Source organism: Pseudomonas bharatica CSV86 (assembly GCF_000319305.2).
GTDB classification, from domain to species: domain Bacteria; phylum Pseudomonadota; class Gammaproteobacteria; order Pseudomonadales; family Pseudomonadaceae; genus Aquipseudomonas; species Aquipseudomonas bharatica.
This window is the reverse complement of the sequence record NZ_AMWJ02000002.1, coordinates 2,340,183-2,365,710: the sequence shown is the minus strand read 5'-3', so window position 1 is coordinate 2,365,710 and position 25,528 is coordinate 2,340,183. Positions and strand designations below refer to the sequence as shown.

The following is a 25,528-nucleotide window of genomic DNA, read 5'->3' as shown; positions in this document are numbered from 1 at the left end:
CATGAAGGTGATCGCAATGCTGGGTGCCGGCCTGGCCCTGCTGGGGCTGGCGACGGTGGCGTTGGCTGATCCGCAGGAATTGCGGATCGGCTATCAGAAGGGCTCCATCGCCCTGGTACTGGCCAAGGAGCATGGGCTGCTGGAAAAGCGCTTTGCCCGGACGAAGGTGCAGTGGATCGAGTTTCCTGCCGGGCCGCAGATGCTGGAGGCGTTGAATATCGGCAGCCTGGATGTCGGTTCCACCGGTGATATTCCGCCGCTGTTCGCCCAGGCGGCGGGAGCGGACCTGGTGTATATCGGCGCCGAGCCGGCCAAGCCGTCGGCGGAGGTGATCCTGGTGCGCAATGACAGCGCGTTCAGGCAGGTGGCTGATCTGAAGGGGCGCAAGGTCGCGCTGCAGAAGGGTTCCAGCTCGCACAACCTGGTGCTGCGCGCACTGAACAAGGCAGGGCTGGGCTTCAAGGGCATCCAGCCGGTGTACCTCACCCCGGCCGATGCCCGCGCGGCGTTCGAGCACGGCAGCGTGGATGCCTGGGCGGTATGGGACCCCTATGTCTCGCTGGCGTTGAGCGAGGGGCACAGCCGCAAGTTGGCGGACGGGCAGGGCCTGGGGCTGTCCGGGCCGATCTACACCGCACGGCGGGCCTATGCGGCGGAGAATGGCGAGTTTATCCACAGCCTGCTGGACCAGCTGACCGCAGCGGAAGAGCTGACTCGCAGTGATCGTGCGGGGAGTTTGAAAGTGCTCAGCGCTTCGATGGGGCTACCGGAGGCGGTGGTCGCCAGCTATGTGGATAACCGGCCGCCATCGCCGGTATTGCCGATCACCGACGAGGTGATCGCGGCGCAGCAGGCGACGGCGGATCTGTTCTACGAGAACCGGTTGTTGCCGAAGCGCTTGGAGGTGAAGAGGGCGTTGCCCTGATTCGGGTCTGATGTCGTTTATCCGGGCCTCATCGCTGGCAAGCCAGCTCCCACAGGATGGACTGCCCCCAAGAAGTTGGAGACTAATCCAACCCTTGGGGGAGTTATGAGTAAGTACACCGAGCAGTTCAAGCTCACAGCCATCACTGCCTACCTGGAGGGCACCGATGGTTTCCGAAAGGTAGCCCGGCATTTCGGTATCGATTTCAGCCTGCTGAGGCGCTGGGTGGCGAGCTATAAAGCCCGTTCCACTATCAGTCCCATACCTCACGGTCAGCGCTACGACATCAATTTCAAGCGCAGGGTTGTGCAGTACATGCGCGAGCATCGGCTTTCCCTGCGTAAAACGGCAGCTCACTTCGGCTTGGGACAGTCCTCCCGGGTAGGCATTTGGGAGCACCAGTACTACAGTGGCAACCTTGCCACCTCTACTGCCACTCAACGAAAAAAGCCTGCCGACGTGTCCAAGAAGATCAAGCCACTCAAACCCACTGACACTGACGACGCGCTGAAGCCGCGAGATCAGCTCATGGCAGAACTCGAGTATCTGCGCATGGAGAACGCTGTCCTAAAGGAGCTGAAGGCTTTGAGAGAGCAGAAGGAGCGAAGGCCAGAGAAAAAACGCTGATCGTCTCAAGACTCCGAACCCGATTCCCGCTGTCAGCGTTGTTGGCCCTGGTCGAGTTGTCGAACAGTACCTTCTACTACCAGCTCAAAAGCCTTCAAAAGCCGGATAAACATGCCGATCTGAAAGAGCTGGTGAGTCAGGTCTATCACAAGGAAAAAGGGCTCTATGGGTATCGGCGCGTGACGCTTGCGATCAAGAATCAAGGCATCCTGGTGAACAAGAAGGTTGTGGAGCGGCTGATGGCCGACCAAGGTTTGCGGGCGGTTGTGCGGCCTAAAAAGTATCGGTCCTATCGAGGAGAGATAGGCAGGATTGCCGAGAATCTGCTGGAGCGAAACTTCATCGCCCAGCGGCCCAATCAGAAGTGGGTGACTGACGTAACCGAGTTTAAAGTGGCTCAGCAAAAGCTCTATCTCTCACCAGTGATGGACTTGTACAACAGTGAGATCGTGGCCTACGAGATCGCTCGCCGCCCAGGCTATGAGCTGGTGGGGAATATGCTGGAAAAAGCTCTGAGTAGCTTGGGAAAGGAGCCGAAGCTGGTCATCCACTCTGATCAGGGATGGCATTATCAGCAGCGCCAATACCGCGAAAAGCTTGAGCAGCGTGGCGTAAAGCAGAGCATGTCGCGCAAAGGGAATTGCCTGGATAACGCCGCTATGGAAAGCTTCTTCGGCACACTCAAGTCTGAGTTTTTCTATTTGAAGCGGTTTGAGAGCATCGAAGAGCTGACCACCGGTCTGGACGAGTACATCCGCTACTACAACCATGACCGCATCAAGCTGAGGTTAAACGGCTTAAGCCCTGTCGATTACAGGGCCCAAGCTGCTAGCTAAAACTGTCCAACTTTTCGGGGCAGTCCAGGATCCTGTGGGAGCTGGCTTGCCAGCGATGAGGCCCTCAGCAACACCACAAATCCCCCGCCCACAAAAAAGGCCCTGACATCCGTCAGAGCCTCATCCCGCAAGTAACCTAAGACACGCAAAAACACGATAAGTTTCACCATGAAATCAATAAGTTAGAAATATGTGTGACAGTCGTGCTACTCGTCGGATTTCAATTGTCAGCCTCACGCGCCGGACGCAGGATCGCCGCGTCATCCCTTTGAGGCTTTCGTATGAAGTACTCCTCGATTCTTCTGTTGTCCCTTAGCCTGCTCAGTGGCGTTGCCAGCGCAGGCGGCACCACCGAAGCCGGTATTGGCGGCGCATTGGGTGGGGTATTGGGCTCGGTGGTCGGCCAGTCGATCGGTGGCAGCACCGGTTCGGCGATCGGCGCCGGTCTCGGCGGTGCGGCCGGTAGTGCCGTCGGCGCCGACAAACGCAGCCGCGGCGAAGCCGCCATCGGCGGTGCCCTGGGCGCAGCCGGCGGCAACGTGGTGGGCCGCAGCCTGGGCGGCACCAACGGCAGCCTGATCGGCGCCGCAGCCGGCGGTGGCGCCGGTGGTGCCCTGGGTAACTACATGGGCAACAAGGCCGACGACGACGATCGCCACTACCGTGATCGCGGCCGTGGTTACGACCGCCGCTATGCCCATGATCGTGGCCATCACTACGGCCACCGCAAGCACAAGCGTCACTGGCGCGACTGATCCGTCGCCCCGCATTCCGTTCTCCCGGGGGACGGAATGCGGGAAAGCCCCCAAGGTCCCTTTAACCGATTGCTTATCAAGCTAAACGCCATCACACCTTTGCCTTAAGCCATCCTCCTACGTCTGCCACTCCCTCCTAAGCCTTCCCGGAATCCCCGGGTGCGCTGCGCCTAAAGCGTTTCACCCGACATTCCTGTCGGAGTGGTCAGCGCACTCCCGTAGCGTTTCGTCGTCGCAGTTTTGTGACGCTCCGGTCGGATTAAGGGGCGTCCCGATTTTGACGTCAAATCACTATCGCTACCATGCGAAGCCTTCAAAGAAGGGACGGTGGGCGTAAGGGATGCGAATGCACGTAGGAATCGGTATAGGGATTGTTCTGTGCGTCGCCGCGATGCTCTCCGGACTGCATTGGCTGAACATCGTCGGTCTGCTGCTGATCGCCGCCGCCGCGCTGTTCCTGGCCCCGCGCAAGGCCGCCGCTAACGGGCCGCAGGAAATGGCGCAGAGCCTGCCGCTCGAGCCTGAAACCCACGCCCTGGAAAAACTCCTGCCCGCCGTCGTGCCGTCCTGGACCGACAGCCTGCAACAGAGCCGCCGCCTGCTCGCCGACAACATCGGCGGCCTGCTCGGTCGCTTCAGCGATATCAGCCAGCGCCTCCAGGCCAGCCTCGACCAGAGCGAAGACGTCCTCACCAGCGGCGGTCTCGGCGAGAACCTGCGCCAGGCCAACCAGCGCCTGCAGGGCGTTACCGAAGCCTTCGCCGCTGGTAGCCGTCGCCAGCAGGAATTCCTCGCGACCATCGGCCACCTCGGCGGCTACACCGGCGAGTTGCAGCTGATGGCCCGCCACGTCCAGGAAATCGCCAGCCAGACCAACCTGCTGGCCCTCAACGCCGCCATCGAGGCCGCCCGTGCCGGTGAGTTCGGTCGCGGTTTCGCCGTGGTCGCCGATGAAGTGCGCAAGCTTTCCCGGTTGTCCGCCGAGACCGGCCAGTCGATGGACAGCAAGGTCGGCGAGATCAACCAGGCGATCCAGTCCAGCATCGAATCCGCCAACGAGCTGAATACCGAAGAACAGCAGAACCTCGCGCGCCTGGAACAGGTGCTGGGCGAGGTCATCAACGGCCTTGGCAGCAACCTCGACGAACTCGACGTCGCTTCGCGCAATCTCCAGGACAACGCCCGCTCCACCCAGGGCGATATCCACGCCGTCATGGTCGCCCTGCAGTTCCAGGACCGCGCCGACCAAATGCTCGACCACCTTCAGACCGACCTGCAGCAACTGCTCGAAGCCATCGAGCGCCGCGACCAGCGCCTGCACGATGCCCAGGCCTGGCTTGCCCGGCTGCGCGAGCGCTTCACCACCAGCGAGGAGCGCGCCGGCCACAGCCAGGCCGCCAGCGCCAGTGACGTGACCTTTTTCTAACTACCGAGGGCCCTGACATGGCCAAGACCATCCTGATCGTCGATGACTCCGCCTCCATGCGCCAATTGGTCAAGCTCAGCCTCACCGGTGCCGGTCACCAGGTCATCGAGGCCTGCGACGGCAAGGACGCCCTGAACAAACTCACCGGGCAGAAAATCAACCTGATCATCAGCGACGTGAACATGCCCAACCTCGATGGCATCGGCCTGGTCAAGGCGGTCAAGCTGAAGCCCGAGTACCGTTTCACTCCGATCATGATGCTCACCACCGAGAGCGAGCAGTCGAAGAAGGCCGAAGGCCAGGCGGCCGGGGCCAAGGCCTGGATCGTCAAACCGTTCCAGCCGCAGCAGCTGCTGGCGGCGGTCGAAAAGCTGATCGGCTGATGGCCACCGTCACGCTGCATCCGGCCAGCGACCTGGCGCCTGCGCGGCTGAGTGTGCACGGCGACCTGACCATCTATGAAGCGGGCGAGACCCGACAGACCTTCCTGGCCCTGCTGGCGCAAGACCCGGGCCCTTGGGCGCTGGATCTCGGCGGCCTGGAGGAGATCGACAGTGCCGGCCTGCAACTGCTGCTGTCGCTGCAAAAGACCCTGGTGCAGGGTGCGCAGGTAATCGACCTGCCAGCCCAGGCCCGCGCACTGGTCGACCTGCTGCGCCTCGAATCCCTGTATCCGCTGGGCGCCTCCGGCGCTGGCGAGGAGTTGCGCGATGTTCGATAGCGATCAATGGACGCAACTGCTGGAAGGCTTTCTTGAGGAAGCCCGCGACCTGCTCAAGGAAGCCGAGGACAACCTGCTGCGCCTGGAACAGGGCAGCGACGATGTCGAGGTGATCAACGCGCTGTTCCGCGCGGTGCATACCCTCAAGGGCTCGGCGGGGATCTTCTCGCTGGAGCCGCTGGTGTCTTTGGCCCATCAACTGGAAAACCAGCTGATGGGGGTTCGCGACGGGCAGCGCCAGCTGACCGCGCCGCTGGTGTCCTTGATGTTGCAGTGCATGGACGAACTCAACGGCATGGTCGAAAGCATCGACCCTCGGCACGGTACCCTGGCGCCCCATACGCCGCGCCAGAGCGAGTTGCTCGTGGCGCTGGGCGGCGGCGAGGCGGTTGCCGAAAGCGCTGCACAGGCGGGCGAGATCAACGAGTGGTTCCTGTCGATCCGCTTCGACAACGAACTGCTGCGCAACGGCTTCGAACCCAGCAGCTTCCTGCGCTACCTGGATCGCCTTGGCCGCATCGAGACCTTGCAGACCCTCGCCTGGGCCGTGCCGGACCTGCATGCGCTGGACGCCGAAGCCTGCTACCTGGGCTACGAGTTGACCTTGCGCAGCGCCGCCAGTCGCGAAGAATTGCTCGACGTTTTCGCCCTGGCCGAAGACTTCTGCACCTTGCGCCTGCAGCTGCGGGAGGACGCCGGCGAGCCTGGTCCGCTCGCTTCGGAAGTCGAAGCGCAAACGTTGGCGCCGGCCCCGCAGCTGTCCATCGCCAGTCTCCCTGGCGCCACCAGCGAACCGCGCAGCGGCAACCACGGCAGCGCCATGGTCAAGGTGGCCGCGCACAAGCTCGACGAGCTGATCAACCTGGTCGGCGAACTGGTGATAAGCACCGCTGGCGCGCATATGCAATCGCTGCGCAGCGGCTCCACGGCCTGCATCGAGAGCGTTCAGGCCGTGCAGCAGCACGTCGAGCAGATCCGCGAGCGCGCGCTGAAGCTGCGCATGGTGGAGATCGGCGAGACCTTCAACCGCTTCCATCGCGTGGTCCGTGATGTCAGCCAGGGGTTGAACAAGCAGATCCAGCTAAGCCTGTCCGGCAGCGACACCGAGCTGGACAAGACCCTCACCGACCGTATCGCCGACCCGCTGGTGCACCTGGTGCGCAACGCCATCGACCATGGCATCGAATCGCCGGAAGAGCGCCGCGCCGCAGGCAAGCCGGAGCAGGGCAACCTGCGCCTGAACGCCTGCCATGACTCGGGGATGATCGTCCTCGAAGTCAGCGACGACGGCCGCGGCCTGAACGCCGAACGCATCCGCGAAAAGGCCATCGCCCGCGGCATGCTCGACGCCGATGCGCAGATCAGCGAGCAGGACATCCACCAACTGATCTTCGAACCCGGCTTCTCCACTGCCGAAGCGGTTTCCAACCTGTCCGGCCGCGGGGTCGGCATGGATGTCGTGCGCAGCGCCATCGACGAACTGCGCGGGATCATCGAGATCGAATCCAGCGCAGGACAGGGCTGCACCTTCCGTATCCGCCTGCCGTTGACCCTGGCGATCATCGACGGCTTCCTGGTCAGCGTCGGTGGCGATCACTTCGTGATCCCGCTGGACATGGTCACCGAGTGCATGGAGGAGCGCGCCGACGCCCTCGATGCCAGCGGCCACCTCAATCTGCGTGGCAAGCCCCTGCCCAGCGTCGACCTGGGTCGGCACTTCGGCCTGCGTGGCGACCCGCGCGCCCGGCGCAACATCGTCGTGGTCAGCCAGGGCCGGCAACAGGCCGGGCTGATCGTCGAGCACCTGCTGGGCGAGCTGCAGACCGTCATCAAACCCTCGGGCAGATGTTCCAGCACCTGTCCGGCATCAGCGGCTCGACCATCCTCGGCTCCGGCCAGGTCGCGCTGATCCTCGATATTCCCAGCCTGTTCCGCCAGTTGCAGCAACGTGCGGAAAGCGAACCCCGATCGAACCTGCTCAGCCCTTCCGGAGAGTCACCATGCAAATGATCAGCAACATGAAGATAGGCGTGCGCCTGACCCTGGGCTTCCTGCTGGTGGTGGCGTTGACCGCGGTCATCGGCTTCATCGGCATCCGCAACCTGAGCCAGGTCAACGACCTCTCCGACCGCATGTACGACATGGACGTGGTAGGCCTGTCCACGCTTCAGGAAGCCAATATCCAGTTGCTCCTGGCCAACCGTGCGGTACGTCGCAGCCTGATGGCCAGCGATGCACAGGACCGCGATGAATCCGCCGCCCAGGCCCGGGCCGCGATGGACAAGACCCGCGAGCTGCTGACCAACTCACGGCAGTATTTCCTGACGGCCGAGGGCAAGGCACAGGTAGCGGCGATCGAAGGCCCGCTGCAGGAGTACATCAGCGCCGCCAACCTGATGCTCGATACCCACCGCCAATCCGGCGAGCTGCAAACCATGAGCGCCGCGCTTGAACTGATGCCGCGCAACACCGCTGCGGCCAACGAAGTGGACCGCCTGCTGGGCATTGCCAGCGACGCCAAGCAGGCCCGCGCCAGCGAGGCCAATGCCGATATCAGCGCCATCGCCGAGAGCTCGCGGCTGCAGATGATCGTCCTGGTACTGGCCGCGACCCTGCTCGGCATGCTGATCGGGGTGCTGGTCACTCGCAGCATTACCCGCCCGCTGGCTGGCGCGGTGCAGGCTGCCGACCGCATGGCCGCCGGCGACCTGAGCCAGGACCTGGTGATCGATCGCAAGGACGAAACCGGCCGTCTGCTCGGTGCCATGCAAAACATGACCGAGCGCCTGCGCAGCATCCTCGGTGATGTGCGCAGCTCCGCCGATGCACTGTCGTCGGCTTCCGAGCAGGTCAGCTCGACCTCCCAGTCCCTGAGCCAGGCAGCCAACGAACAGGCCGCCAGCGTCGAGCAGACCAGCGCCTCGGTGGAAGAGATGTCCGCCTCCATCGCCCAGAACACCGAAAGCGCCAAGATCACCGACGGTATCGCCGGCAAGGCCGCCAACGATGCGGTGCAAGGTGGCAGCGCGGTAGGCGACACGGTGCTGGCGATGAAGCAGATCGCCGACAAGATCGGCATCATCGACGACATCGCCTACCAGACCAATCTGCTGGCCCTTAACGCGGCCATCGAGGCGGCGCGCGCCGGCGATCACGGCAAGGGCTTCGCGGTGGTCGCGGCGGAAGTGCGCAAGCTGGCCGAACGCAGCCAGGTGGCCGCGCAGGAGATCGGCCAGGTGGCGTCGAGCAGCGTGCAACTGGCCGAACAGGCCGGGCAACTGCTCGGCGAGATCGTACCGAACATCCAGCGCACCTCCGACCTGGTGCAGGAAATCACCGCGGCTTCGCAGGAGCAGAGCAGCGCAGCCGGGCAGATCAATATCGCCATGGGCCAGATGAACCAGATCACCCAGCAGAACGCCTCGGCCTCCGAGGAACTGGCGGCCACCGCCGAGGAGATGAACGCCCAGGCCAGCCAGCTCCAGGAACTGATCGGCTATTTCCGCTTCGAACAGGGCAGCGTCGTGGTGCGCAATCCGCGCGGCGACAGCCTGCCGGCCCCGGCACGCCCAGGGCCCAAGGCGCTGATCGATGAAGGCCAGTTCGTCAGTTTCACTTGAGCGAGGTTTCCATGAGCCAGCCGCAACGAATCGAGACGCAAGTCGATGCCATCCAGCACCTGAGCTTTCGCGTGCGCGAGGCCGGTTACGCGCTGCCCATCGCCCTGGTACGGGAAATCATCGAGTACGCCGAGATCACCCGGGTGCCGATGATGCCGGCCTATATCCATGGCGTCATCAACCTGCGCGGCAACGTGGTGCCGGTGCTGGACCTCGCCGCGCGTTTCGGCCTGAGCCTGACCGAGCCCGGCAAGCGCACCTGCATCGTGATCATCGAACTGGCGCTGGCCGATGGCCTGCAGCGTATCGGCCTGGTGGTGGACGAGGTGGACGAAGTGCTGGAGATCGATCCGCGCCTGGTCATGCCGGCGCCGGCCTTCGGCACCACCATCCGCTCCGACTTCATCGCTGGCATGGCCCAGCAGGCCCAGGAATTCCTGATCATCCTCAACATGCTGCAAGTGCTGTCGCTGGACGATATCCGCCACCTCAGCCAGGCGGCGAAGGCCCATTGAAATGTCCGCGATGCCCAAGTTGCCGGTGCTCGGCGAACAGAACTTTCGCCAGTTGCAGCAGTTGATGCGCGATGCCTCCGGCATCCATCTGGCGAGCAACAAACGCTCGCTGGTGGCCGGACGCTTGTTGAAGCGCCTGCGCCACCTGCAGATCGAAACCTACGACGAGTACCTGAACTGCCTGGCCACTCCCCAATACGCCCGTGAACGGCGTCTGGTCGTGGACTTGCTGACCACCAACGAAACCTACTTCTTCCGCGAGTTCGCCCATTTCGAGTTTCTCGGCCAATGGCTGAGCAAGCGCGGCGGGCCGCTGCGCCTGTGGAGCGCCGCCTGTTCGTCGGGCGAGGAGCCCTACAGCCTGGCGATGACCGCCGCCGAGCATGCGCGCGGCAACGAGTGGTCGGTGCTGGGCAGCGACCTCAGCCAGAGCATGCTGGAGATCGCCGAACAGGGCATCTACGACCTGGCCCAGGCGCGTTATTTCCCCGAGGGCTGGTTGCACCGTCACTGCCTGTGCGGGATCGACGACATGCAGGGGCGCATGCGCGTGCAGGCCTGGCTGCGCAACAAGGTGCAGTTGCGCGAAATCAACGTGATCCAGCCCATGCCGGAAAGCCTCGGCCAGTTCGAGGTGATCTTCCTGCGCAACCTGCTGATCTACTTCGATACCCAGCAGAAGCAGCGCATCGTTCGCAACCTGGTCGAGCGCCTGTGCCCGGGTGGGCTGCTGTTCATCGGCCACGCCGAAAGCATCCACGGCTTCAACCTGCCGCTGCGCCCGGTGCGGCCTTCGGTGTTCGAACGCTTATGATCGAGCGTTCCACTCCCATCCGTGTATTCATCGTCGACGACTCGGCCCTGGTCCGCCAGGTGCTCGGGCAGTATCTCGGCAACCATCCCGGCATCCAGGTGGTCGGCATGGCCGCCGACCCGCTCTACGCCATCGACAAGATGCGCCGCGACTGGCCCGATGTGCTGGTCCTCGACGTGGAAATGCCGCGCATGGACGGGCTGACGTTCCTGCGCCAGATCATGGCCGAGCGGCCGACGCCGACCATTATCTGCTCGACGCTTACCGAGGCCGGCAACGACCTCAATGTCGAAGCCCTGGCTGCTGGTGCCGTCGGGGTATTCACCAAGGCGAAACTGGGGCTCAAGCAGAGCCTGGAGAACATTGCCGGGAATCTGGTGCGCTGCATCGAGGATGCCGCGAAAACCCGGCCAGTGGCCCGTCACGCCTTGCCCGCGACGGAAAAAAAAGACCTGCAGCCGGTCCCGGCGCTGCGCAAAACCACCGACCGAATCGTTACACTTGGCTGCTCGACCGGCGGTACCCAGGCACTGGAGTTCGTCCTGCGGCAACTGCCGCGCGACTGTCCGGGCCTGGTCATCGTTCAACACATGCCGGAGAAGTTCACTGCCGACTTCGCACGCCGTCTCAACGGCCTGTGCCAGATCGAAGTTCGCGAAGCCAGGCATCTGGATCGCGTGCACACCGGACTCGCCTTGCTGGCACCCGGTGGCCTGCATATGCAGCTCAAGCGCAGTGGTGCGCACTACCTGGTCGAAGTGCTCGACGGCCCTGCCGTCAACCGGCACAAGCCCTCGGTCGACGTCCTGTTCCGTTCCGCCGCTCGCCATGCCGGCAGCAATGCCCTGGGCATCATCATGACCGGCATGGGTGACGACGGAGCCCGTGGCCTGCTGGCCATGCGCGAACAGGGTGCCAGCACCGTGGCCCAGGACGAGGCCAGTTGCGTGGTGTTCGGCATGCCCAAGGAAGCCATTCGCCTCGGCGCGGCCCAGACCATCGAGCCGCTCGATCGCATGCCGATCCTGATCAACCAGTTCGGTGTCAGTGCCCGCAATGGCTGAGCAGTCCAGTATCACCTTCCAATGCCGCCCTACGCGCGATACAGGCTCGAACCTATGCTTTGCCGTTTACTGATAGCCGACGACTCGCCCCTGTTCCGTGCAGGCCTGCGGGCGTTGCTCGAACAAAAACAAGAATATGCCGTGGTTGGCGAAGCGGGCGACACGGTGACCACCGTGGAGCTGGCCGAAACCCTCAAGCCGGACATCATCGTGCTGGATATCGCCCTCGGCACCATGGCTGGCGAGGAACTGTTGCGCGAGCTGTACCTGCGGGTGCCGGCCTGTACCGTGCTGATGCTGTCGTCGCGCTCGGAGCTGGACTTCGTCATGCACTGCCTGCAGCAGGGCGCCCATGGCTTCCTGCTCAAGAGTGCGACAGTGCAGGAGCTGGAGCTGGCCTTGCAATCGTTGCGTGGGGGCGGGCAGTACCTGTCGTCGGCAGTGCTGCCGCTGGTGATCGGTCAGGCGGTGAAGCAGAACCGGCGCAAGCCGCAGGTCAGCGCAGCGATGCAGCTCACTGCGCGGCAGATGGAGATCCTGCGCTTGATCGCCCGGGGTGAGTCGACCCGTTCCATCGCCGATGGCCTGGGACTGAGCGTAAAAACCATCGAGGCGCACCGCTCGCAGATCATGCATCGCCTGCAGATTCACGATGTGCCCGGGCTGGTGCTGTTCGCGGTGCGTGAAGGGATCATCCGGCTCAACGACTGAGCGCTGTCAGGTCAGGGCCGACAGTGCCGCCTCCAGGTGCTGCGGGAAGGTGGCCGGCTTGCCGGTATTGCGCTCGATGAACACCTGCACCACCCGGCCCAGGGCATGCAGCTGCTTGCCGCTCATGTCGAACAGTGCCGCCTCGTACTCCACCGTGCTCCCGGCGAAGCGCTCGACCCGCAGGCCCACCTGCAACATATCGGTGAAGGCTGCCGAGGCGTAGAAATCGCAGGACGAACTCACCACGAACGCCACCACCTCGCCTTCCTGCGGATCGATCTGGCCATGGCTGGCAAGCCACGACTGGATCACCGTATCGAAAAAGCCATACACCGCCGCGCTGGTGATCTGGCCGTTGAGGTCCGCGTCCTGCCAGCGGGTGGAGATGAAGCCGGCGTGGGGAAGTGATCGATCTGCAGGTCTTCGGACATGGTGGCCTCCGGAAAATGAAAGGCGATGCTGAGGGATTTTGCTGCGGATCGCCAGCGCGAAGCGGCCCGTGCAGGAGCGAGGCATCTCGGGCCCTCGAACCGCTGGTCGGCACCTGACAAAAATGCCAGTTGTCCATTGGGTAAGGCTGGCGTTCTATTGAGGCATCGAGAACAAGATCGGAGAGCATCCACCATGGCCAAGAAAATTCTGCTGCTTTCCAGAACGCTATCCACGCGCACATTGCTCGAAATAGGGCTTAACCAGGAGTTTGAAGTTACGGCGGTGAGTAATGAGACATGGGCGTTTCAAGCATTTACTACTATCAGGCCCGATCTTGTCATCGTAGATTCGGGCCCCTCGGCAGCCCCCCATAAGGGTGCTGTATGAATTTCAATATCGCCATGACCGCCCACCGATTATTTTGCTCACTGAGCCGGAGCAAAATGCGGACTCAGTAGGGGCGGGCGCAGACAAGGTACTCGTAAAACCCGTTACCCCGGAAGAAGTGCTGGCTGTGGTTAGAACGTTGCTTTAGCCGAAGCGGATGCCTGGCGGCAGCTTTAGAGGTACGGAAAGGAGTTCCGGCATGAACACGGTCCTGCTATTCAGCGACAGCCAGGCAACCACCCCCTTCACCATGACCTGCCTGATGGACAGTCACTTCCAGGCGACGCAGGCTCATGACCTTCAGGGCGCACTGAAACTGCTGAAGTTGAACCGATACGAGCTGGTCGTCGCCGACCTGCACTTGCGCTCCAACTATCGGGAACTGGTCAGTTGCTTTTATCCCTCGGCAAGCCTGTTGTTGGTCGACCTCAGCGAAGAACAGATGGCTCGGGCCAGCGGAGCCGGCGGAGTGTTGGCGAGACCATTTTTGCCCTGTGAACTTCTCGCCGCGATCCACAAGCAAATCAACCGTTTGTGAAACTTGCACTACGCCACCTGATAAAAATGCCAGTTGTGCCGGTTGCCCGATGCTCTTCCAATGGTTGCACCGACATCTCGTCGGCTCATGAGGAGGAACGATCCGTGGCTACTCTCACAGACGATTTCGAAGACCTGGCCGTAAAGAACCATGGCACCAGAATCGAACGCCCGCATTTTATCCTTGACGTGCCCTCGAATACCGGCACGACGCTCGCAGCCGTGAAGGATCCACTCACCGAGATCAACAAGGGTATCTGGGTCAAATACGCCTGGGGCAGCCATATGGGCGAGTACGACGAACTTACCATTACGCTCAAGAGTGACAGCGTTACCAGTATTGGCTTCGTCAACTACCGCACCACGGCGGGCGACCCCTGCCGATTCTACGATGCGGGCGGCAAGCAGCTGGGCAGTGCGAAGTTGCCGGCGAAGTCGCTAGTGCCGGTGGTCTGCAGCAGCGCGGCGGCGCCCATCAAGGTGATCAAGGTGTCGGTTGCCGGCGGGCCGGGGGCGTTCGTTGCATTCGATGATTTTGTTATCGAGACGCTTTGAAGTGTGAATGGACAAGCCCCCGGTAAGCGGATCTCCAGCGAACGACGCGGACCCTGTGGGAGCTGGCTTGCCAGCGATAGCGGTGGTGAATTCACCGATGTGATCGCGGCATTTCGGCGGCTCGATGAGCCCACTACCACTGGTCGGCACCTGATAAAAATGCCTGTTGTCCATACCAGCGTTCGGGTGCCCAATCGAGGCAATGGAAGTTCACGTCCGGAATTCACTTAACGGATAGATACGTGGAGGCCGCCAGATGAAAAGGATCCTGATAATCATGGACCAGCAGAGCATGCGACATTTTATTGTCGGCGCACTACAGAATGAGTTTGAGATAGCTACGTTCAGCAATGGGGCTCAAGGACTTCGAGAGGCCTTGAAGAAAAAGTATGACCTCGTCATTGTTGATTCGGAGCTGTTTGGCATGAGTGCGGTGGACACTCTATATAACTTCAGAAAGGCCCATAGCTCTATGCCGAGTATATTTTTGTTTTCCGAAGGTCGACAGGCGGACGCAAGAAAGTCAGACGCCAACAAGGCGCTTCTCAAACCAGTCACCTCAGAGGCATTGCTGACCGCAGTCAAAAACCTGTTGGTCTAGCCCACAAAAAAGCCCCGGCTCTTTCGAACCGGGGCTTTTCGCACAGCGCCAGTCAGCTTACAGCTGAGGACCGGCAGCCTTGATCGCCTCGGAAACTTCGAATTTCTTGAAGTTCTCGATGAACAGGCGGCCCAGGTGCTCGGCCGCGGCACCGATCAGCGCACCGCTCTGGATCGCTGCGATCACCGGTAGTGAACCCACCATAGCAATCGCTGCGGTGCGGCGGTCCGACAAGTCAGCTTCCACAGTTGACCGAGCCGCGCCGGAATCTTGCAAACGCCGCAGAACCCTGTGGGCTTGCCAGCGATAGTGGCGGTGAATTCACCGACGTAATCGCGGGTGAACCCGCCCCCACTGTTGACCGAGCGTTGTTTGGCTCTTGTAGACGCCCACAAAAAAGCCCCGGCTCTTCCGAACCGGGGCTTTTTGTACAGCGCCTGTCAGCTTACAGCTGCGGACCAGCAGCTTTGATCGCGTCGGAAACTTCGAACTTCTTGAAGTTTTCGATGAACAGCGAGGCCAGGCCTTTGGCTGCTTCGTCGTAGGCGGCCTTGTCGGCCCAGGTGTTGCGCGGGTTCAGCAGTTCGGTATCGACGCCCGGAACAGCCTTCGGCACGTCCAGGTTGATGATGTCCAGGTGCTCGGTCTCGGCACCGATCAGCGCGCCGCTCTGGATCGCAGCGATCACCGCACGGGTGGTCGGAATGCTGAAGCGCTTGCCGACGCCGTAGCCACCACCGGTCCAGCCAGTGTTGACCAGGTACACCTTGGAGCCAAAGCCCTTGATGCGCTTGATCAGCAGTTCGGCGTATTCGCCGGCCGGACGCGGGAAGAACGGCGCGCCGAAGCAGGTGGAGAAGGTCGACTTGATGCCGCCGCCCGAACCCATTTCGGTGGAGCCGACCAGCGCGGTGTAGCCGGACAGGAAGTGGTAGGCCGCCTGCTCGTTGTTCAGGATCGACACTGGCGGCAGGACGCCGGTCAGGTCGCAGGTCAGGAAGATGACCGCGTTGGGCTCGCCGCCCAGGTTCTTCTCGGAACGCTTCTCGACGTGCTCCAGCGGGTACGCGGCACGGCTGTTCTGGGTCAGGCTGCCATCGGCGTAGTCGGCGTGCTTGGCGTCGTCGAGGACGACGTTTTCCAGCACTGCGCCGTGCTTGATGGCTTTCCAGATCACCGGCTCGTTCTTCTCGGACAGGTCGATGCACTTGGCGTAGCAGCCGCCTTCGATATTGAAGACAACGCCTTCGCCCCAGCCGTGCTCGTCGTCACCGATCAGGTAACGGCTTTCGTCGGCCGACAGGGTGGTCTTGCCGGTGCCGGACAGACCGAAGAACAGGGTCACGTCGCCTTCTTCACCGATGTTGGCGGCGCAGTGCATTGGCAGTACGTCGGCGGCCGGCAGCAGGAAGTTCTGCACCGAGAACATGGCTTTCTTCATTTCGCCGGCGTAGCGCATGCCCGCGATCAGGACTTTCTTCTGGGCGAAGTTGAGGATCACGCAACCATCGGAGTTGGTGCCGTCACGCTCTGGCACGCACTCGAAGTTGGCGACGTTCAGCACTTGCCACTCTTCGCGGCCAGCCGGGTTGTACTGGGCCGGGTTGATGAACAGGCAACGACCGAACAGGTTCTGCCAGGCAGTCTGGGTGGTCATCTTGACGGCCAGGTAGTGCTCTTCGGCTGCACCTACGTGAACGTGGGAAACGAAGTGTTCCTGGGCATTGTTGAACGCCTCGACACGGGCCCACAGGGCGTCGAACTTGTCGGCGGGGAATTTGCGGTTGATCGGGCCCCAGGCGATGGCGTCCTGGGTGCTCGGCTCTTCGACGATGAAACGGTCGACCGGCGAACGACCGGTACGGTGACCGGTTTTCACGACCAGCGCGCCGGTGTCGGCCAGCTCGCCTTCACCGCGTTTCAGTGCTTCTTTTACCAGCTCGTCGACGCTCAGATCGGTGAACACGGCGTTGTTGGCTTGCGTCATGAGATTCCCCATCCGGCCCGGTGGCCGAGTGCTCCAAACGATTTGTAGTAGATCTTTACGAACTACTACAGCGAAAAAAGTGGCCGGATTATGCCAGAAACGCCCAAAAAAAGTAGGGCCCTCCTGTCAGAACTGCTTCTTAAGCGCATTCGACAGGAGAATTCCCTGAGCAGAAACGTTTCAGTGACGAGTATCTGACGGCGAGTCCACGCCGCCTCCAGCGAACAGCTGCTCCACATCCGCCGTATCGAAGCGATAGCGCTCGTTGCAGAACTGGCAATCGACCTCGATCTCGCCGCCATGTTCCACCAGCAGCTCGCGGGCGTCCTCGAGCCCGAGGCTGACTAGCGCGTTACCGGAACGCTCTCGCGAGCAACTGCAACGGAATTGCAGCGGCTGGATATCGAACAGGCGCACGGCATCTTCGTGGTACAGGCGATGTAGCAGGGTTTCGCTGTCCAGGCCGAGTTGCTCGTCGCGGCTGAGGGTGTTGGCGATCGCCGAAACGTGGGCCCAGCTGTCGGCGCGCTCATCGGCATCCGGCTGGCGGTCCACCGGCAGTTGCTGCAGCAGCATGCCACGGGCGCGCTGGCCGTCGGCGCTGAGCCAGAACCGGGTGCCCAGCTGCTCGGACATGACGAAGTAGTTGGTGAAGGACTCGGCCAGGTCGGCGCCGTCCAGTTCGACGACGCCCTGGTAGCGCTTGCCGTGGTGCGGATCGATGGTCAGCGCCAGTACCCCGTTGGGCATCAGCTCGCGCAAGCCGGCGTCAACACCGAGCGCGTCGCCGTCATAGCGGGCGATACCGCGGATCTCGCGCTCGCTGGAGCACTCGACCATCAGCAACGGCACCGGACCATCGGAACGCGCCTGGAGGATCAGCAGTCCATCGAACTTGAGGGTACCGACCAGCAGCGCGGCGGCGGCCATCAGTTCGCCGAGCAGTTGTGCGACCGGTTGCGGGTAGGGGTGCTTTTCCAGCACCCGGGCGTAGCTGGTTTCAAGGCTGACGAGTTCGCCGCGCACGTCGCGCTCGTCGAAGATGAAGCGTTGGGTGAAGTCTGTATCCGGCACGTCGCTCATTGGGAATCTGCTGTCTGTAAATGTGACAAGATAATTACAAGGGTTTCGAAACCCCTATGGCAGAGCACCCTGAAGGTGCTCGCATGGCAATTTTCTGGAGAGGTATCTTATGGACAATCGACCACTGTTCCAAGCGAGGTGGTCCTGGGGCCCATTGGCAGCCTGTACGCTGCTACCCATTGCGCTACTGTGTTTCTGGTTATGGCCTTTTGGCCAGATCCTCTGCCTGACTTTCGACGAGTGGCTGTTCCACAGCCTCAATGCACCGCTGGCCGACAACGCCGCCTGGCGTTATATCTGGACCCTCGGCAGCCTGCGTCCCTTCGATATCGTCGTCGGCCTGATCCTGCTGGCCGTGCTGATCCGTGGCAATTGGGTGTTCAAGGCGCACCAGGTGCGCGAAGCCTTCTTCGGCTTCTTCGTCACGCTGCTGCTCTTAGTGGTGGTTCGCGCGCTGTTTTCCAAGTGGGTGGACGCTGCCGGCTGGCAGCATCACAGCCCGTCCATGGTGTTCGAGGATGCCATTCGCCTCAGCGATTTCTACCCGCACCTGGAAGCCACCTGGGAACTGAAGGACCGTTCCAGCAAGAGTTTCCCGGGTGACCACGCCTCGGTCCTGCTGGTCTGGGCGCTGTTCATGACCCTGTTTACCCGGGGGCTCTGGCAGAACCTGGTGGTCTGGGGCCTGGCCGTGCTGTTCATGCTGCCGCGCCTGGTCGCGGGGGCTCACTGGGGCCAGGACGATTACATCGGTGGCTTGCTGATGGCCGTGCTGGCACTCGGCTGGAGCTGCTTCACGCCACTGGCTGCAAGGGCCAGCGCCGCGCTGATGCGCTGGACCGCGCCGTTGTTCGCCTTCGCCACCCGCCTGCCGGTGATCCGGCAATTGAGCGTGGTCAGCGGTCAGTCGTAATTGCCCTGGAATTGATGGATCTGCCGACGCTGTTTCTTGGTCGGCCGGCCATCGGTGGTCACGCCCAGCGCGCCGGCCTTGCGCAGCTCCGCCGCCTGTTCGCGGCGGCGGATGCTGTCTGCGGTTTCCTCGTATAGCGTCTGTGCCTCCGGCGCGCCCCGGCGCACGATGGACAGCGCCTTGACCACCACGGTCTTCTCGTCGAAACCGGTACGCAGGACGAACTCGTCGCCGATACGCGGCTCCTTGCCGGGTTTGCAGCGCTCGCCACGGCAGTGCACCTTGCCGCTCTCGATGGCGGCCTTGGCCAGGGCGCGGGTCTTGTAGAAACGCGCGGCCCAGAGCCATTTGTCCAGACGAACCTTGTCGTCGTCTTCCTGATAAGCCATGACACAGCTCCGTTGAATTGCGGTCATGGAACTGTACTACCGTAACTGACGGATGCAAAAAGTCCGCTGCCTGCTTACAGTTCACCGAATTTTCCCGGGTTGCCCATCGTGAAGACATTTGATCATCTGAGCGTTATCGGTTTGCGCGAGTGGGTGGCCTTGCCCGACCTCGGCCTGGCCGGCCTGCGCGCCAAGATCGATACCGGCGCCAGCACCTCCAGCCTGCATGCCACCGAGGTCGAGCCGTTCACGCGCAATGGTGAGCGCTGGGTGCGCTTCAACGCCCATCTGGGTTCGGTAGTGCAAATGCGTCACCGCCGCTGCGAAGCGCCGCTGGTAGCGATGAAGACCATCAAGAGCTCCAATGGCCACGCCCAGGTGCGTTACGTCATTCGCACGGCACTTGCGCTCGGCGACAGGGTCTGGGAAGTGGAGTTCACCCTGGCCTGTCGCAAGGCCATGCGCTATCGGCTGCTTCTAGGTTCCAAAGCCCTGGTGCACGGCCAACTGGTGGTCAACCCAGGGCTCAAGTATGTACAGGACAAGCCGGCGTTCCCGGCCACCATTACCCCTTCCACAGGTGCTGCATGAAGATCGCTGTGCTGTCGCGTAACCCGCGTCTGTATTCCACCCGTCGTCTGGTCGAGGCCGGTACGCAACGGGGCCATGAAGTGGTTGTGATCGATACCTTGCGTGCCTACATGAACATCGCCAGCCACAAGCCGCAGATCCACTATCGCGGCAAGCCACTGGAAGGCTTCGATGCGGTGATTCCGCGCATCGGCGCCTCGGTGACCTTCTACGGCTGCGCGGTGCTGCGCCAGTTCGAGATGATGGGCGTGTATCCGCTCAACGAATCCGTGGCCATCGCCCGCTCGCGGGACAAGCTGCGCTCGCTGCAATTGCTGTCGCGCCGTGGCATCGGCCTGCCGGTGACCGGCTTCGCCCATTCGCCGGACGATATTCCCGACCTGATCCAGATGGTCAACGGCGCGCCGCTGGTGATCAAGGTGCTGGAAGGCACCCAGGGCATCGGTGTGGTGCTGTGCGAAACCACCAAGGCCGCCGAGTCGGTGATCGAGGCGTTCATGGGCCTGAAGCAGAACATCATGGTCCAGGAGTACATCAAGGAAGCCGGCGGCGCGGATATTCGCTGCTTCGTGGTCGGCGACAAGGTGATCGCCTCGATGAAGCGCCAGGCCAAGCCGGGGGAGTTCCGCTCCAACCTGCACCGCGGTGGCACCGCCAGCCTGATCAAGGTCACCCCGGAAGAGCGCATGACCGCCATTCGTGCGGCCAAGGTCATGGGCCTGAGCGTGGCGGGTGTGGATATCCTGCGCTCCAACCACGGCCCGCTGGTGATGGAGGTGAACTCGTCACCCGGTCTGGAAGGCATCGAGGTCACCACCGGCAAGGATGTCGCCGGGATGATCATCGAGCATCTGGAAAAGAACGGCGGGCCCAACCAGACCCGCACCAAAGGAAAGGGCTAGACGGCGTCGCGCGGTAGCAGCAGGCCCAGTGGCAAGCGCACCCGAGCCTCGATCCCGCCACCGGAGCGATTGCGCAATTCCACGTTGCCGCCATGCTGGGCCGCGATCCGCCGCACGATCGCCAGGCCCAGCCCGGTGCCTTTGCCGCTGCGGGCCTTATCGCCGCGAATGAACGGGTTGAAAATGGCATCCAGCTCGGCGGGATCGATCCCCGCACCGCGGTCCAGCACGCTCAGCACCACGTATGGCGCATTGGCGTCACCCGAGATATAGGCGGCTACTTCCACGCCCTTGCCCGCGTGATGCAGCGCGTTGCCGATCAGGTTGTTGAGCAGGCGCTTGATCGAGACACGGCGCAGCGGGAAGGGCGGAATCGGCTCCAGGCACAGGCGCACCTGTTCCTTCGGCTGGTTGAACGGCGCGACCACTTCGCGCACCAGGTCGCTCAGGTCCACTTCCTCGACGGGCTCGTCGCGGCCGTCGCGGATGAAGGCGAGGAACTGGTCGAGGATGGCGTCCATGTCCTCGATGTCGCGGACCATGTCGTCGGTCAGGTCGCTTTCGCTGGGCAGCATGGACAACGACAGGCGCAGGCGGGTGAGGGGCGTGCGCAGGTCATGGGAGACCCCGGCCAGCATCAGTTCGCGCTCCCGGCCAGCCTGTTCCACGTCCTCGGCCATCTGGTTGAAGGCGCGGTACACCTCGGTCATTTCGCTCGGCGTGTCGCTGATCGGCAGGCGCACGCTGCGGCCCTGGCCCAGTTGCCGGGCGGCGAACACCAGGCGCTTGAGCGGCTGGTTGAGCTGGCGCACGAAGATCCACGCCGAGGCGGTGGACAGCAGGCCGATGGCGAGGAACCAGCCAAGCACGTTCCAGATTTTCTGGCCGCGCAACGGGTGCGGGTACAGCGGCACCTTGAGCCAGTCGTCTCCCAGGCTCGGCGCCCTGACCCAGAGCGCCGGAGGCGAATGGACGCGCAGGCGGACCTCGGTGTCCTCGCCCAGTTCGGCCTGCATCTGCCGCTGGTAGATCTCGCTGTAGGGCCAGTGTTGCTCGCCCTCGGGCACGCCGTTGCCGGTGACGCGGATCAAGCCGGCGGCTTCGGCGACCTTGTCGCGGTTCTCCTCGTCCGCTGCCCAGTACGCACGCAGGGTCAGGGCGACGCCGTGGCTGTACTGGCGATCGACCAGCACGTCCTCGTTCATCAGCAGGTAGACCAGGGTCAGTGCCTTGGAAAACAGGACGACGATCAACACCAGCCACAGGGTGCGGGCGAAGAAGCTTTGCGGAAACCACAGTGGCGTTTTCATGGGCGACGGCTACACGCTTGGCAGGTGCGAGCGCGGCTCGCGGGCAGGGCATGAGGTGATCCAAGCAAAAGCAGGGCAACCTTGCGGTGGCCCTGCTTTCGATGACTCATCGGTAACACGTGCCATCACTTGCCGGCATTGCCGTCCGGCACGAACACGTAGCCTACGCCCCAGACGGTCTGGATATAGCGCGGCTTGGACGGGTCAGGCTCGATCATGCGGCGCAGGCGCGAAATCTGCACGTCGATGGAGCGCTCCAGTGCATCCCATTCGCGGCCACGGGCCAGGTTCATCAGCTTGTCGCGGGTCAGTGGCTCGCGGGCGTGCATGACCAATGCCTTGAGCACGGCGAACTCGCCGGTGGTCAGCATGTGCACTTCGTCGCCACGCTTGAGTTCGCGGGTGGCCAGGGACAGCTCGTAGTCGCCGAAAGTGACGGTTTCGTCCTCGCTGCCCGGTGCGCCCGGTACCGTGGGCGCCTGGCGGCGCAGTACGGCCTTGACCCGCGCGACCAGCTCGTCGGGGTTGAACGGCTTGGCCAGGTAGTCGTCGGCGCCCAGTTCCAGGCCCTTGATCCGGCTCAACTCGTCGCCCTTGGCGGTGAGCATGATGATCGGCACCTGGTTGTTCGCTGCGCGCAGGCGCCGGCAGGCGGAAAGACCATCCTCGCCGGGCAGCATCAGGTCGAGGACGACCAGGTTGAACACCTCGCGCGCCAGCAGGCGGTCCATCTGTTCGACATTGGGTACTGCCCGTGCGCGATAGCCCTTGCTGGTGAAGAAACGCTCGAGAAGGCTGCTCAGGCCCGGGTCGTCATCGACGATGAGGATCTTTTCGCCTTCGGCTGTTTGTGCAGTGCTGCTCATGGGTAGCTCCTTTAATCTCGGCGCGCATTATGGCTTAGCCGCCATTTGCGGGTGCCGAGCTCATTGTTAGCAGATTTTTCCCCGTGTGCCAGCGGAATGGTCTGTCAGGCTGGCCAGCCGCTATCACCGCAAGCCTTTTGCGCTGGGTATAATGCGCCGCTTTTCACCGCGCGCCGCCATGCCCCGACGCCCTCTGGCGCCGGCCCCTGCGGCCAAGCATTCACAATTTGTCAGGTGGTTTTATGGACAGCATCAACAGCCGCATCGCCGAAGAACTCGGCGTCCGCCCGCAACAGGTCGAGGCGGCCGTGGCTCTACTTGATGAAGGCTCCACGGTGCCTTTTATCGCCCGTTACCGCAAAGAAGTGACCGGCAGCCTGGATGACACCCAGCTTCGCACCCTCGAAGAGCGCCTGCGCTACCTGCGCGAACTCGACGAGCGTCGCGCCAGCATCCTGGCCAGCATCGAGGAGCAGGGCAAGCTGACCCCGGAACTGGCCCGCGAGATCAAGCTCGCCGATACCAAGACCCGCCTCGAAGACCTGTACCTGCCGTACAAGCAGAAGCGTCGCACCAAGGGCCAGATCGCCCTGGAAGCCGGCCTCGGCGAACTGGCCGACGGCCTGCTGGCCGATCCGCAGCTGTCCCCCGAAAGCGAGGCCGCGCGCTTCGTCGATGCCGAAAAAGGCGTTGCCGACGTCAAGGCTGCGCTGGAAGGCGCCAAGTACATCCTCATGGAGCGCTTCGCCGAAGACGCTGCCCTGCTCGACAAGCTGCGCAACTTCCTGACCCAGGAAGCCACCCTGTCGGCCCGCGTGGTGCCGGGCAAGGAGGAAGAGGGCGCCAAGTTCCGCGACTATTTCGAACATGACGAACCGCTCAAGGGCGTGCCGTCGCACCGTGCCCTGGCGATCTTCCGCGGGCGCAACGAAGGCGTGCTGTCCGCCTCGCTCAAGGTCGGCGAAGAACTCCCGGGCACCCTGCACCCGTGCGAACTGATGATCGCCGAGCGCTTCGGCCTGGCCAACCAGGGCCGTCCGGCCGACAAATGGCTGGCCGAAGTGGTGCGCTGGACCTGGAAGGTCAAGCTCTACAGCCACCTGGAAACCGACCTGTTCGGCGAGCTGCGCGACAATGCCGAAGGCGAGGCGATCAACGTGTTCGCCCACAACCTGCACGACCTGCTGCTGGCCGCTCCGGCCGGCCCGCGCGCGACTCTGGGCTTCGACCCGGGCCTGCGTACCGGCTGCAAGGTCGCGGTGGTCGATGCCACCGGCAAGCTGCTCGACCACACCACGGTCTACCCGCACGCGCCGAAGAACGACTGGGATCGCACCATCGCCATCCTCGCCGCCCTGTGCGCCAAGCACTCGGTGGAGCTGGTCGCCATCGGCAACGGCACCGCCAGCCGTGAAAGCGACAAGCTGATCTCCGAACTGGTCAAGAAATACCCGGCGCTGAAGATCACCAAGGTCATGGTTTCCGAGGCTGGCGCTTCGGTGTACTCGGCATCCGAACTGGCCGCCCGCGAATTCCCCGACCTCGATGTGTCGATCCGCGGCGCCGTGTCCATCGCCCGCCGCCTGCAGGACCCGCTGGCCGAGCTGGTGAAGATCGACCCGAAATCCATCGGCGTCGGCCAGTACCAGCACGACGTTTCCCAGCTCAAGCTGGCCCGTGGCCTGGACGCGGTGGTCGAGGACTGCGTGAACGCCGTCGGCGTCGACGTCAACACTGCCTCCGTGGCCCTGCTGGCACGCATCTCCGGCCTCAACGCGACCCTGGCACAGAACATCGTCAGCCACCGTGATGCCAACGGCGCCTTCAAGACCCGCGCCGCCCTGAAGAAAGTCAGCCGCCTCGGCGAGAAGACCTTCGAACAGGCCGCCGGCTTCCTCCGTGTGATGAACGGTGACGACCCGCTGGACGCCTCGGCCGTCCACCCCGAAGCCTACCCGCTGGTACAGCGCATCGCCGCCGACACCGGCCGCGATATCCGCTCGCTGATCGGCGACAGCGGCTTCCTCAAGCGTCTCGATCCGAAGAAGTTCACCGACGAGACCTTCGGCCTGCCGACCGTCACCGACATCCTCCAGGAGCTGGACAAGCCCGGCCGCGACCCGCGCCCCGAGTTCAAGACCGCCGAGTTCCAGGAAGGCGTCGAAGACCTCAAGGACCTGGTGCCGGGGATGGTCCTCGAAGGCGTGGTGACCAACGTCACCAACTTCGGTGCCTTCGTCGATATCGGCGTGCACCAGGACGGCCTGGTGCACATCTCGGCGCTGTCCGAGAAGTTCATCAAGGACCCGCGTGAAGCGGTCAAGGCCGGCGACGTGGTCAAGGTCAAGGTCATGGAAGTGGACATCCCGCGCAAGCGCGTCGGCCTGTCCATGCGCATGAGCGACACCCCGGGCGAGAAGGTCGAGGGTGCCCGCGGCGGTCGCCAGGGTTCGGGTGGTCGCCAGCAAGGTGCGCCAGCGCGGGTCAAGGACACCCCGCCACCGGCCAACAACGCCATGGCCTCCTTGTTCGCCAACGCCAAGCAGTTGAAGAAGAAGTGACGGGCGCGCCTGAAGACATCGTCCAGAGCGCCTTCAGCCAGTTGCTGGGCTGCCGTCTGCAACGCCTCGAAGCGGGCGTTGCCGAGGTGGCCCTGGCCCTGGAGCCGCACCTGCGCAATCGCGGCGGCTTCCTGCATGGCGGGGCGATCTTCAGCCTGGTGGACATCGCCATGGGCCTGGCCTGCTCCAGCAGCCACGGCTTCGATCGGCGCAGCGTCACCCTGGAGTGCAAGATCAACTACGTTCGTGCGGTCAGCGAAGGTGAAGTGCTGTGTATCGCCCGCGTCCTGCACGCCGGGCGCCGCACGCTCGTACTGGACGCCGACGTATTCCAGGACGACAAACTCGTCGCCAAGGCCCAAGGCACCTTCGCGGCGCTCTAGCCGCAAAAGGCCATCTG

General features: G+C 63.0%; 24 protein-coding genes and 3 pseudogenes. 20 read left to right on the top strand and 7 right to left on the bottom strand.

Annotated features, from left to right (window positions below; translation table 11 throughout):
- Nucleotide 1 precedes the first annotated feature (1 nt).
- The 12 genes and pseudogenes from CSV86_RS24690 to CSV86_RS24635 all read left to right on the top strand — a co-directional run bounded on the left by CSV86_RS24690 (nt 2) and on the right by CSV86_RS24635 (nt 12,014).
- Nucleotides 2–925: a sulfonate ABC transporter substrate-binding protein gene (locus CSV86_RS24690; RefSeq protein ID WP_009396534.1), complete on the top strand. Its 924-nt coding sequence runs from the start codon at nt 2–4 to the stop codon at nt 923–925.
- A 105-nt stretch (nt 926–1,030) separates the two neighbouring features.
- Nucleotides 1,031–2,388 (top strand): IS3 family transposase gene (locus tag CSV86_RS24685; RefSeq protein WP_376699761.1). Its coding sequence is split into 2 segments (ribosomal slippage): nt 1,031–1,504 and nt 1,507–2,388, totalling 1,356 coding nucleotides; the frame shifts between segments, so codons are not numbered across the junction.
- A gap of 281 nt (nt 2,389–2,669) precedes the next feature.
- Nucleotides 2,670–3,143, top strand: a complete 474-nt coding sequence (locus CSV86_RS24680; protein WP_009400072.1) for a glycine zipper domain-containing protein — start codon at nt 2,670–2,672, stop codon at nt 3,141–3,143.
- An 853-nt stretch (nt 3,144–3,996) separates the two neighbouring features.
- A pseudogene (locus CSV86_RS33555) lies at nt 3,997–4,569 on the top strand (methyl-accepting chemotaxis protein); the annotation flags it as partial.
- A gap of 17 nt (nt 4,570–4,586) precedes the next feature.
- Complete coding sequence (locus CSV86_RS24670; RefSeq protein ID WP_009400075.1) at nt 4,587–4,952, top strand: response regulator; 366 nt, start codon at nt 4,587–4,589, stop codon at nt 4,950–4,952.
- Nucleotides 4,952–5,290 carry an STAS domain-containing protein gene (locus CSV86_RS24665; RefSeq protein ID WP_009400077.1) on the top strand — a complete coding sequence of 113 codons (339 nt, stop codon included), beginning with the start codon at nt 4,952–4,954 and terminating at the stop codon, nt 5,288–5,290. Before CSV86_RS24670 ends, CSV86_RS24665 begins: the two co-directional genes overlap by 1 nt.
- Nucleotides 5,280–7,300: pseudogene (locus tag CSV86_RS24660) on the top strand (chemotaxis protein CheA). Before CSV86_RS24665 ends, CSV86_RS24660 begins: the two are co-directional and overlap by 11 nt.
- A complete protein-coding gene (locus CSV86_RS24655; protein ID WP_009400082.1) occupies nt 7,291–8,910 on the top strand; it encodes a methyl-accepting chemotaxis protein in 1,620 nt (539 codons plus the stop codon). Before CSV86_RS24660 ends, CSV86_RS24655 begins: the two are co-directional and overlap by 10 nt.
- An 11-nt stretch (nt 8,911–8,921) precedes the next feature.
- Nucleotides 8,922–9,425, top strand: coding sequence for a chemotaxis protein CheW (locus CSV86_RS24650; protein WP_009400084.1), 504 nt, complete (start codon nt 8,922–8,924; stop codon nt 9,423–9,425).
- A gap of 1 nt (nt 9,426) precedes the next feature.
- A complete protein-coding gene (locus CSV86_RS24645; protein WP_037060494.1) occupies nt 9,427–10,239 on the top strand; it encodes a CheR family methyltransferase in 813 nt (270 codons plus the stop codon).
- Nucleotides 10,236–11,303 carry a protein-glutamate methylesterase/protein-glutamine glutaminase gene (locus tag CSV86_RS24640; RefSeq protein WP_009400087.1) on the top strand — a complete coding sequence of 356 codons (1,068 nt, stop codon included), beginning with the start codon at nt 10,236–10,238 and terminating at the stop codon, nt 11,301–11,303. The genes CSV86_RS24645 and CSV86_RS24640 overlap by 4 nt, the downstream gene beginning before the upstream one ends.
- Nucleotides 11,304–11,357: 54 nt before the next feature.
- Entirely contained in the window at nt 11,358–12,014 is a 657-nt protein-coding gene (locus tag CSV86_RS24635) for a response regulator (RefSeq protein WP_009400089.1), read from the top strand.
- Nucleotides 12,015–12,020: 6 nt separating this feature from the next.
- Here CSV86_RS24635 and CSV86_RS24630 read toward each other — a convergent pair whose 3' ends face one another.
- Nucleotides 12,021–12,530, bottom strand: a complete 510-nt coding sequence (locus CSV86_RS24630) for an acyl-CoA thioesterase (RefSeq protein WP_170395027.1) — start codon at nt 12,528–12,530, stop codon at nt 12,021–12,023.
- Between the two features lie 502 nt (nt 12,531–13,032).
- Here CSV86_RS24630 and CSV86_RS24625 point away from each other — a divergent pair.
- The 3 genes from CSV86_RS24625 (at nt 13,033) to CSV86_RS24615 (ending at nt 14,526) form a co-directional block, all read left to right on the top strand.
- On the top strand, nt 13,033–13,371 hold the full coding sequence (locus tag CSV86_RS24625; RefSeq protein ID WP_009400095.1) for a response regulator transcription factor: 339 nt from the start codon (nt 13,033–13,035) through the stop codon (nt 13,369–13,371).
- 104 nt (nt 13,372–13,475) lie between these two features.
- Nucleotides 13,476–13,925 carry a hypothetical protein gene (locus CSV86_RS24620; RefSeq protein ID WP_009400099.1) on the top strand — a complete coding sequence of 150 codons (450 nt, stop codon included), beginning with the start codon at nt 13,476–13,478 and terminating at the stop codon, nt 13,923–13,925.
- 277 nt (nt 13,926–14,202) lie between these two features.
- A complete protein-coding gene (locus CSV86_RS24615) occupies nt 14,203–14,526 on the top strand; it encodes a response regulator transcription factor (RefSeq protein ID WP_158487720.1) in 324 nt (107 codons plus the stop codon).
- Between the two features lie 57 nt (nt 14,527–14,583).
- Here the strand turns inward: CSV86_RS24615 and CSV86_RS33860 are convergent.
- From CSV86_RS33860 to hslO, 3 genes and pseudogenes are all read right to left on the bottom strand, one after another.
- Nucleotides 14,584–14,712 (bottom strand): annotated as a pseudogene (locus CSV86_RS33860) (phosphoenolpyruvate carboxykinase); the annotation flags it as partial.
- Nucleotides 14,713–14,971: 259 nt separating this feature from the next.
- Nucleotides 14,972–16,513 (bottom strand): phosphoenolpyruvate carboxykinase, encoded by a 1,542-nt coding sequence (locus CSV86_RS24605; RefSeq protein WP_009400106.1) that lies wholly within the window; start codon nt 16,511–16,513, stop codon nt 14,972–14,974.
- 180 nt (nt 16,514–16,693) lie between these two features.
- The gene (gene hslO / locus CSV86_RS24600; RefSeq protein ID WP_009400108.1) at nt 16,694–17,596 is read right to left on the bottom strand and encodes an Hsp33 family molecular chaperone HslO; all 903 of its coding nucleotides are present in this window, start codon (nt 17,594–17,596) and stop codon (nt 16,694–16,696) included.
- A gap of 109 nt (nt 17,597–17,705) precedes the next feature.
- On the opposite strand from hslO, the gene CSV86_RS24595 reads away from it, so the two are divergent.
- The gene (locus CSV86_RS24595; RefSeq protein WP_009400110.1) at nt 17,706–18,509 is read left to right on the top strand and encodes a phosphatase PAP2 family protein; all 804 of its coding nucleotides are present in this window, start codon (nt 17,706–17,708) and stop codon (nt 18,507–18,509) included.
- Here the strand turns inward: CSV86_RS24595 and CSV86_RS24590 are convergent.
- Nucleotides 18,500–18,898, bottom strand: coding sequence for an Hsp15 family ribosome-associated heat shock protein (locus tag CSV86_RS24590; protein WP_009400112.1), 399 nt, complete (start codon nt 18,896–18,898; stop codon nt 18,500–18,502). The two genes, CSV86_RS24595 and CSV86_RS24590, sit on opposite strands and share 10 nt — an antisense overlap.
- A gap of 108 nt (nt 18,899–19,006) precedes the next feature.
- Here CSV86_RS24590 and rimB point away from each other — a divergent pair, with 108 nt between their 5' ends.
- Nucleotides 19,007–19,489: a retropepsin-like aspartic endopeptidase RimB gene (rimB, locus tag CSV86_RS24585; protein WP_009400114.1), complete on the top strand. Its 483-nt coding sequence runs from the start codon at nt 19,007–19,009 to the stop codon at nt 19,487–19,489.
- The gene (gene rimK, locus CSV86_RS24580) at nt 19,486–20,391 is read left to right on the top strand and encodes a 30S ribosomal protein S6--L-glutamate ligase (RefSeq protein ID WP_009400116.1); all 906 of its coding nucleotides are present in this window, start codon (nt 19,486–19,488) and stop codon (nt 20,389–20,391) included. Before rimB ends, rimK begins: the two co-directional genes overlap by 4 nt.
- On the opposite strand, the gene CSV86_RS24575 is transcribed toward rimK, so the two are convergent.
- Together CSV86_RS24575 and ompR are read right to left on the bottom strand one after the other, a co-directional pair.
- Nucleotides 20,388–21,701 carry an ATP-binding protein gene (locus CSV86_RS24575; RefSeq protein ID WP_009400118.1) on the bottom strand — a complete coding sequence of 438 codons (1,314 nt, stop codon included), beginning with the start codon at nt 21,699–21,701 and terminating at the stop codon, nt 20,388–20,390. The genes rimK and CSV86_RS24575 overlap by 4 nt on opposite strands.
- A gap of 125 nt (nt 21,702–21,826) precedes the next feature.
- Entirely contained in the window at nt 21,827–22,567 is a 741-nt protein-coding gene (gene ompR, locus CSV86_RS24570; protein WP_009400122.1) for an osmolarity response regulator transcription factor OmpR, read from the bottom strand.
- Nucleotides 22,568–22,809: 242 nt separating this feature from the next.
- On the opposite strand from ompR, the gene CSV86_RS24565 reads away from it, so the two are divergent.
- Complete coding sequence (locus CSV86_RS24565; protein WP_009400124.1) at nt 22,810–25,128, top strand: Tex family protein; 2,319 nt, start codon at nt 22,810–22,812, stop codon at nt 25,126–25,128.
- The gene (locus CSV86_RS24560; RefSeq protein WP_009400126.1) at nt 25,125–25,511 is read left to right on the top strand and encodes a PaaI family thioesterase; all 387 of its coding nucleotides are present in this window, start codon (nt 25,125–25,127) and stop codon (nt 25,509–25,511) included. The genes CSV86_RS24565 and CSV86_RS24560 overlap by 4 nt, the downstream gene beginning before the upstream one ends.
- The last annotated feature ends 17 nt before the right edge of the window (nt 25,512–25,528 follow it).

Excerpts from the sequence above, each read along its gene's own strand:
- CSV86_RS24690 (WP_009396534.1), top strand. The coding sequence starts at position 2 with ATGAAGGTGATCGCAATGCTGGGTGCCGGCCTGGCCCTGCTGGGGCTG.
- CSV86_RS24665 (WP_009400077.1), top strand. The coding sequence starts at position 4,952 with ATGGCCACCGTCACGCTGCATCCGGCCAGCGACCTGGCGCCTGCGCGG.
- CSV86_RS24615 (WP_158487720.1), top strand. The coding sequence starts at position 14,203 with ATGGACCAGCAGAGCATGCGACATTTTATTGTCGGCGCACTACAGAAT.
- rimK (WP_009400116.1), top strand. The coding sequence starts at position 19,486 with ATGAAGATCGCTGTGCTGTCGCGTAACCCGCGTCTGTATTCCACCCGT.
- CSV86_RS24625 (WP_009400095.1), top strand. The coding sequence starts at position 13,033 with ATGAACACGGTCCTGCTATTCAGCGACAGCCAGGCAACCACCCCCTTC.
- CSV86_RS24655 (WP_009400082.1), top strand. The coding sequence starts at position 7,291 with ATGCAAATGATCAGCAACATGAAGATAGGCGTGCGCCTGACCCTGGGC.
- CSV86_RS24565 (WP_009400124.1), top strand. The coding sequence starts at position 22,810 with ATGGACAGCATCAACAGCCGCATCGCCGAAGAACTCGGCGTCCGCCCG.
- CSV86_RS24595 (WP_009400110.1), top strand. The coding sequence starts at position 17,706 with ATGGACAATCGACCACTGTTCCAAGCGAGGTGGTCCTGGGGCCCATTG.
- CSV86_RS24605 (WP_009400106.1), bottom strand. The coding sequence starts at position 16,513 with ATGACGCAAGCCAACAACGCCGTGTTCACCGATCTGAGCGTCGACGAG.
- CSV86_RS24670 (WP_009400075.1), top strand. The coding sequence starts at position 4,587 with ATGGCCAAGACCATCCTGATCGTCGATGACTCCGCCTCCATGCGCCAA.
- CSV86_RS24590 (WP_009400112.1), bottom strand. The coding sequence starts at position 18,898 with ATGGCTTATCAGGAAGACGACGACAAGGTTCGTCTGGACAAATGGCTC.
- hslO (WP_009400108.1), bottom strand. The coding sequence starts at position 17,596 with ATGAGCGACGTGCCGGATACAGACTTCACCCAACGCTTCATCTTCGAC.
- ompR (WP_009400122.1), bottom strand. The coding sequence starts at position 22,567 with ATGAGCAGCACTGCACAAACAGCCGAAGGCGAAAAGATCCTCATCGTC.
- CSV86_RS24645 (WP_037060494.1), top strand. The coding sequence starts at position 9,427 with ATGTCCGCGATGCCCAAGTTGCCGGTGCTCGGCGAACAGAACTTTCGC.
- CSV86_RS24635 (WP_009400089.1), top strand. The coding sequence starts at position 11,358 with ATGCTTTGCCGTTTACTGATAGCCGACGACTCGCCCCTGTTCCGTGCA.
- CSV86_RS24680 (WP_009400072.1), top strand. The coding sequence starts at position 2,670 with ATGAAGTACTCCTCGATTCTTCTGTTGTCCCTTAGCCTGCTCAGTGGC.
- CSV86_RS24630 (WP_170395027.1), bottom strand. The coding sequence starts at position 12,530 with ATGCCTCGCTCCTGCACGGGCCGCTTCGCGCTGGCGATCCGCAGCAAA.
- CSV86_RS24640 (WP_009400087.1), top strand. The coding sequence starts at position 10,236 with ATGATCGAGCGTTCCACTCCCATCCGTGTATTCATCGTCGACGACTCG.
- CSV86_RS24650 (WP_009400084.1), top strand. The coding sequence starts at position 8,922 with ATGAGCCAGCCGCAACGAATCGAGACGCAAGTCGATGCCATCCAGCAC.
- CSV86_RS24575 (WP_009400118.1), bottom strand. The coding sequence starts at position 21,701 with ATGAAAACGCCACTGTGGTTTCCGCAAAGCTTCTTCGCCCGCACCCTG.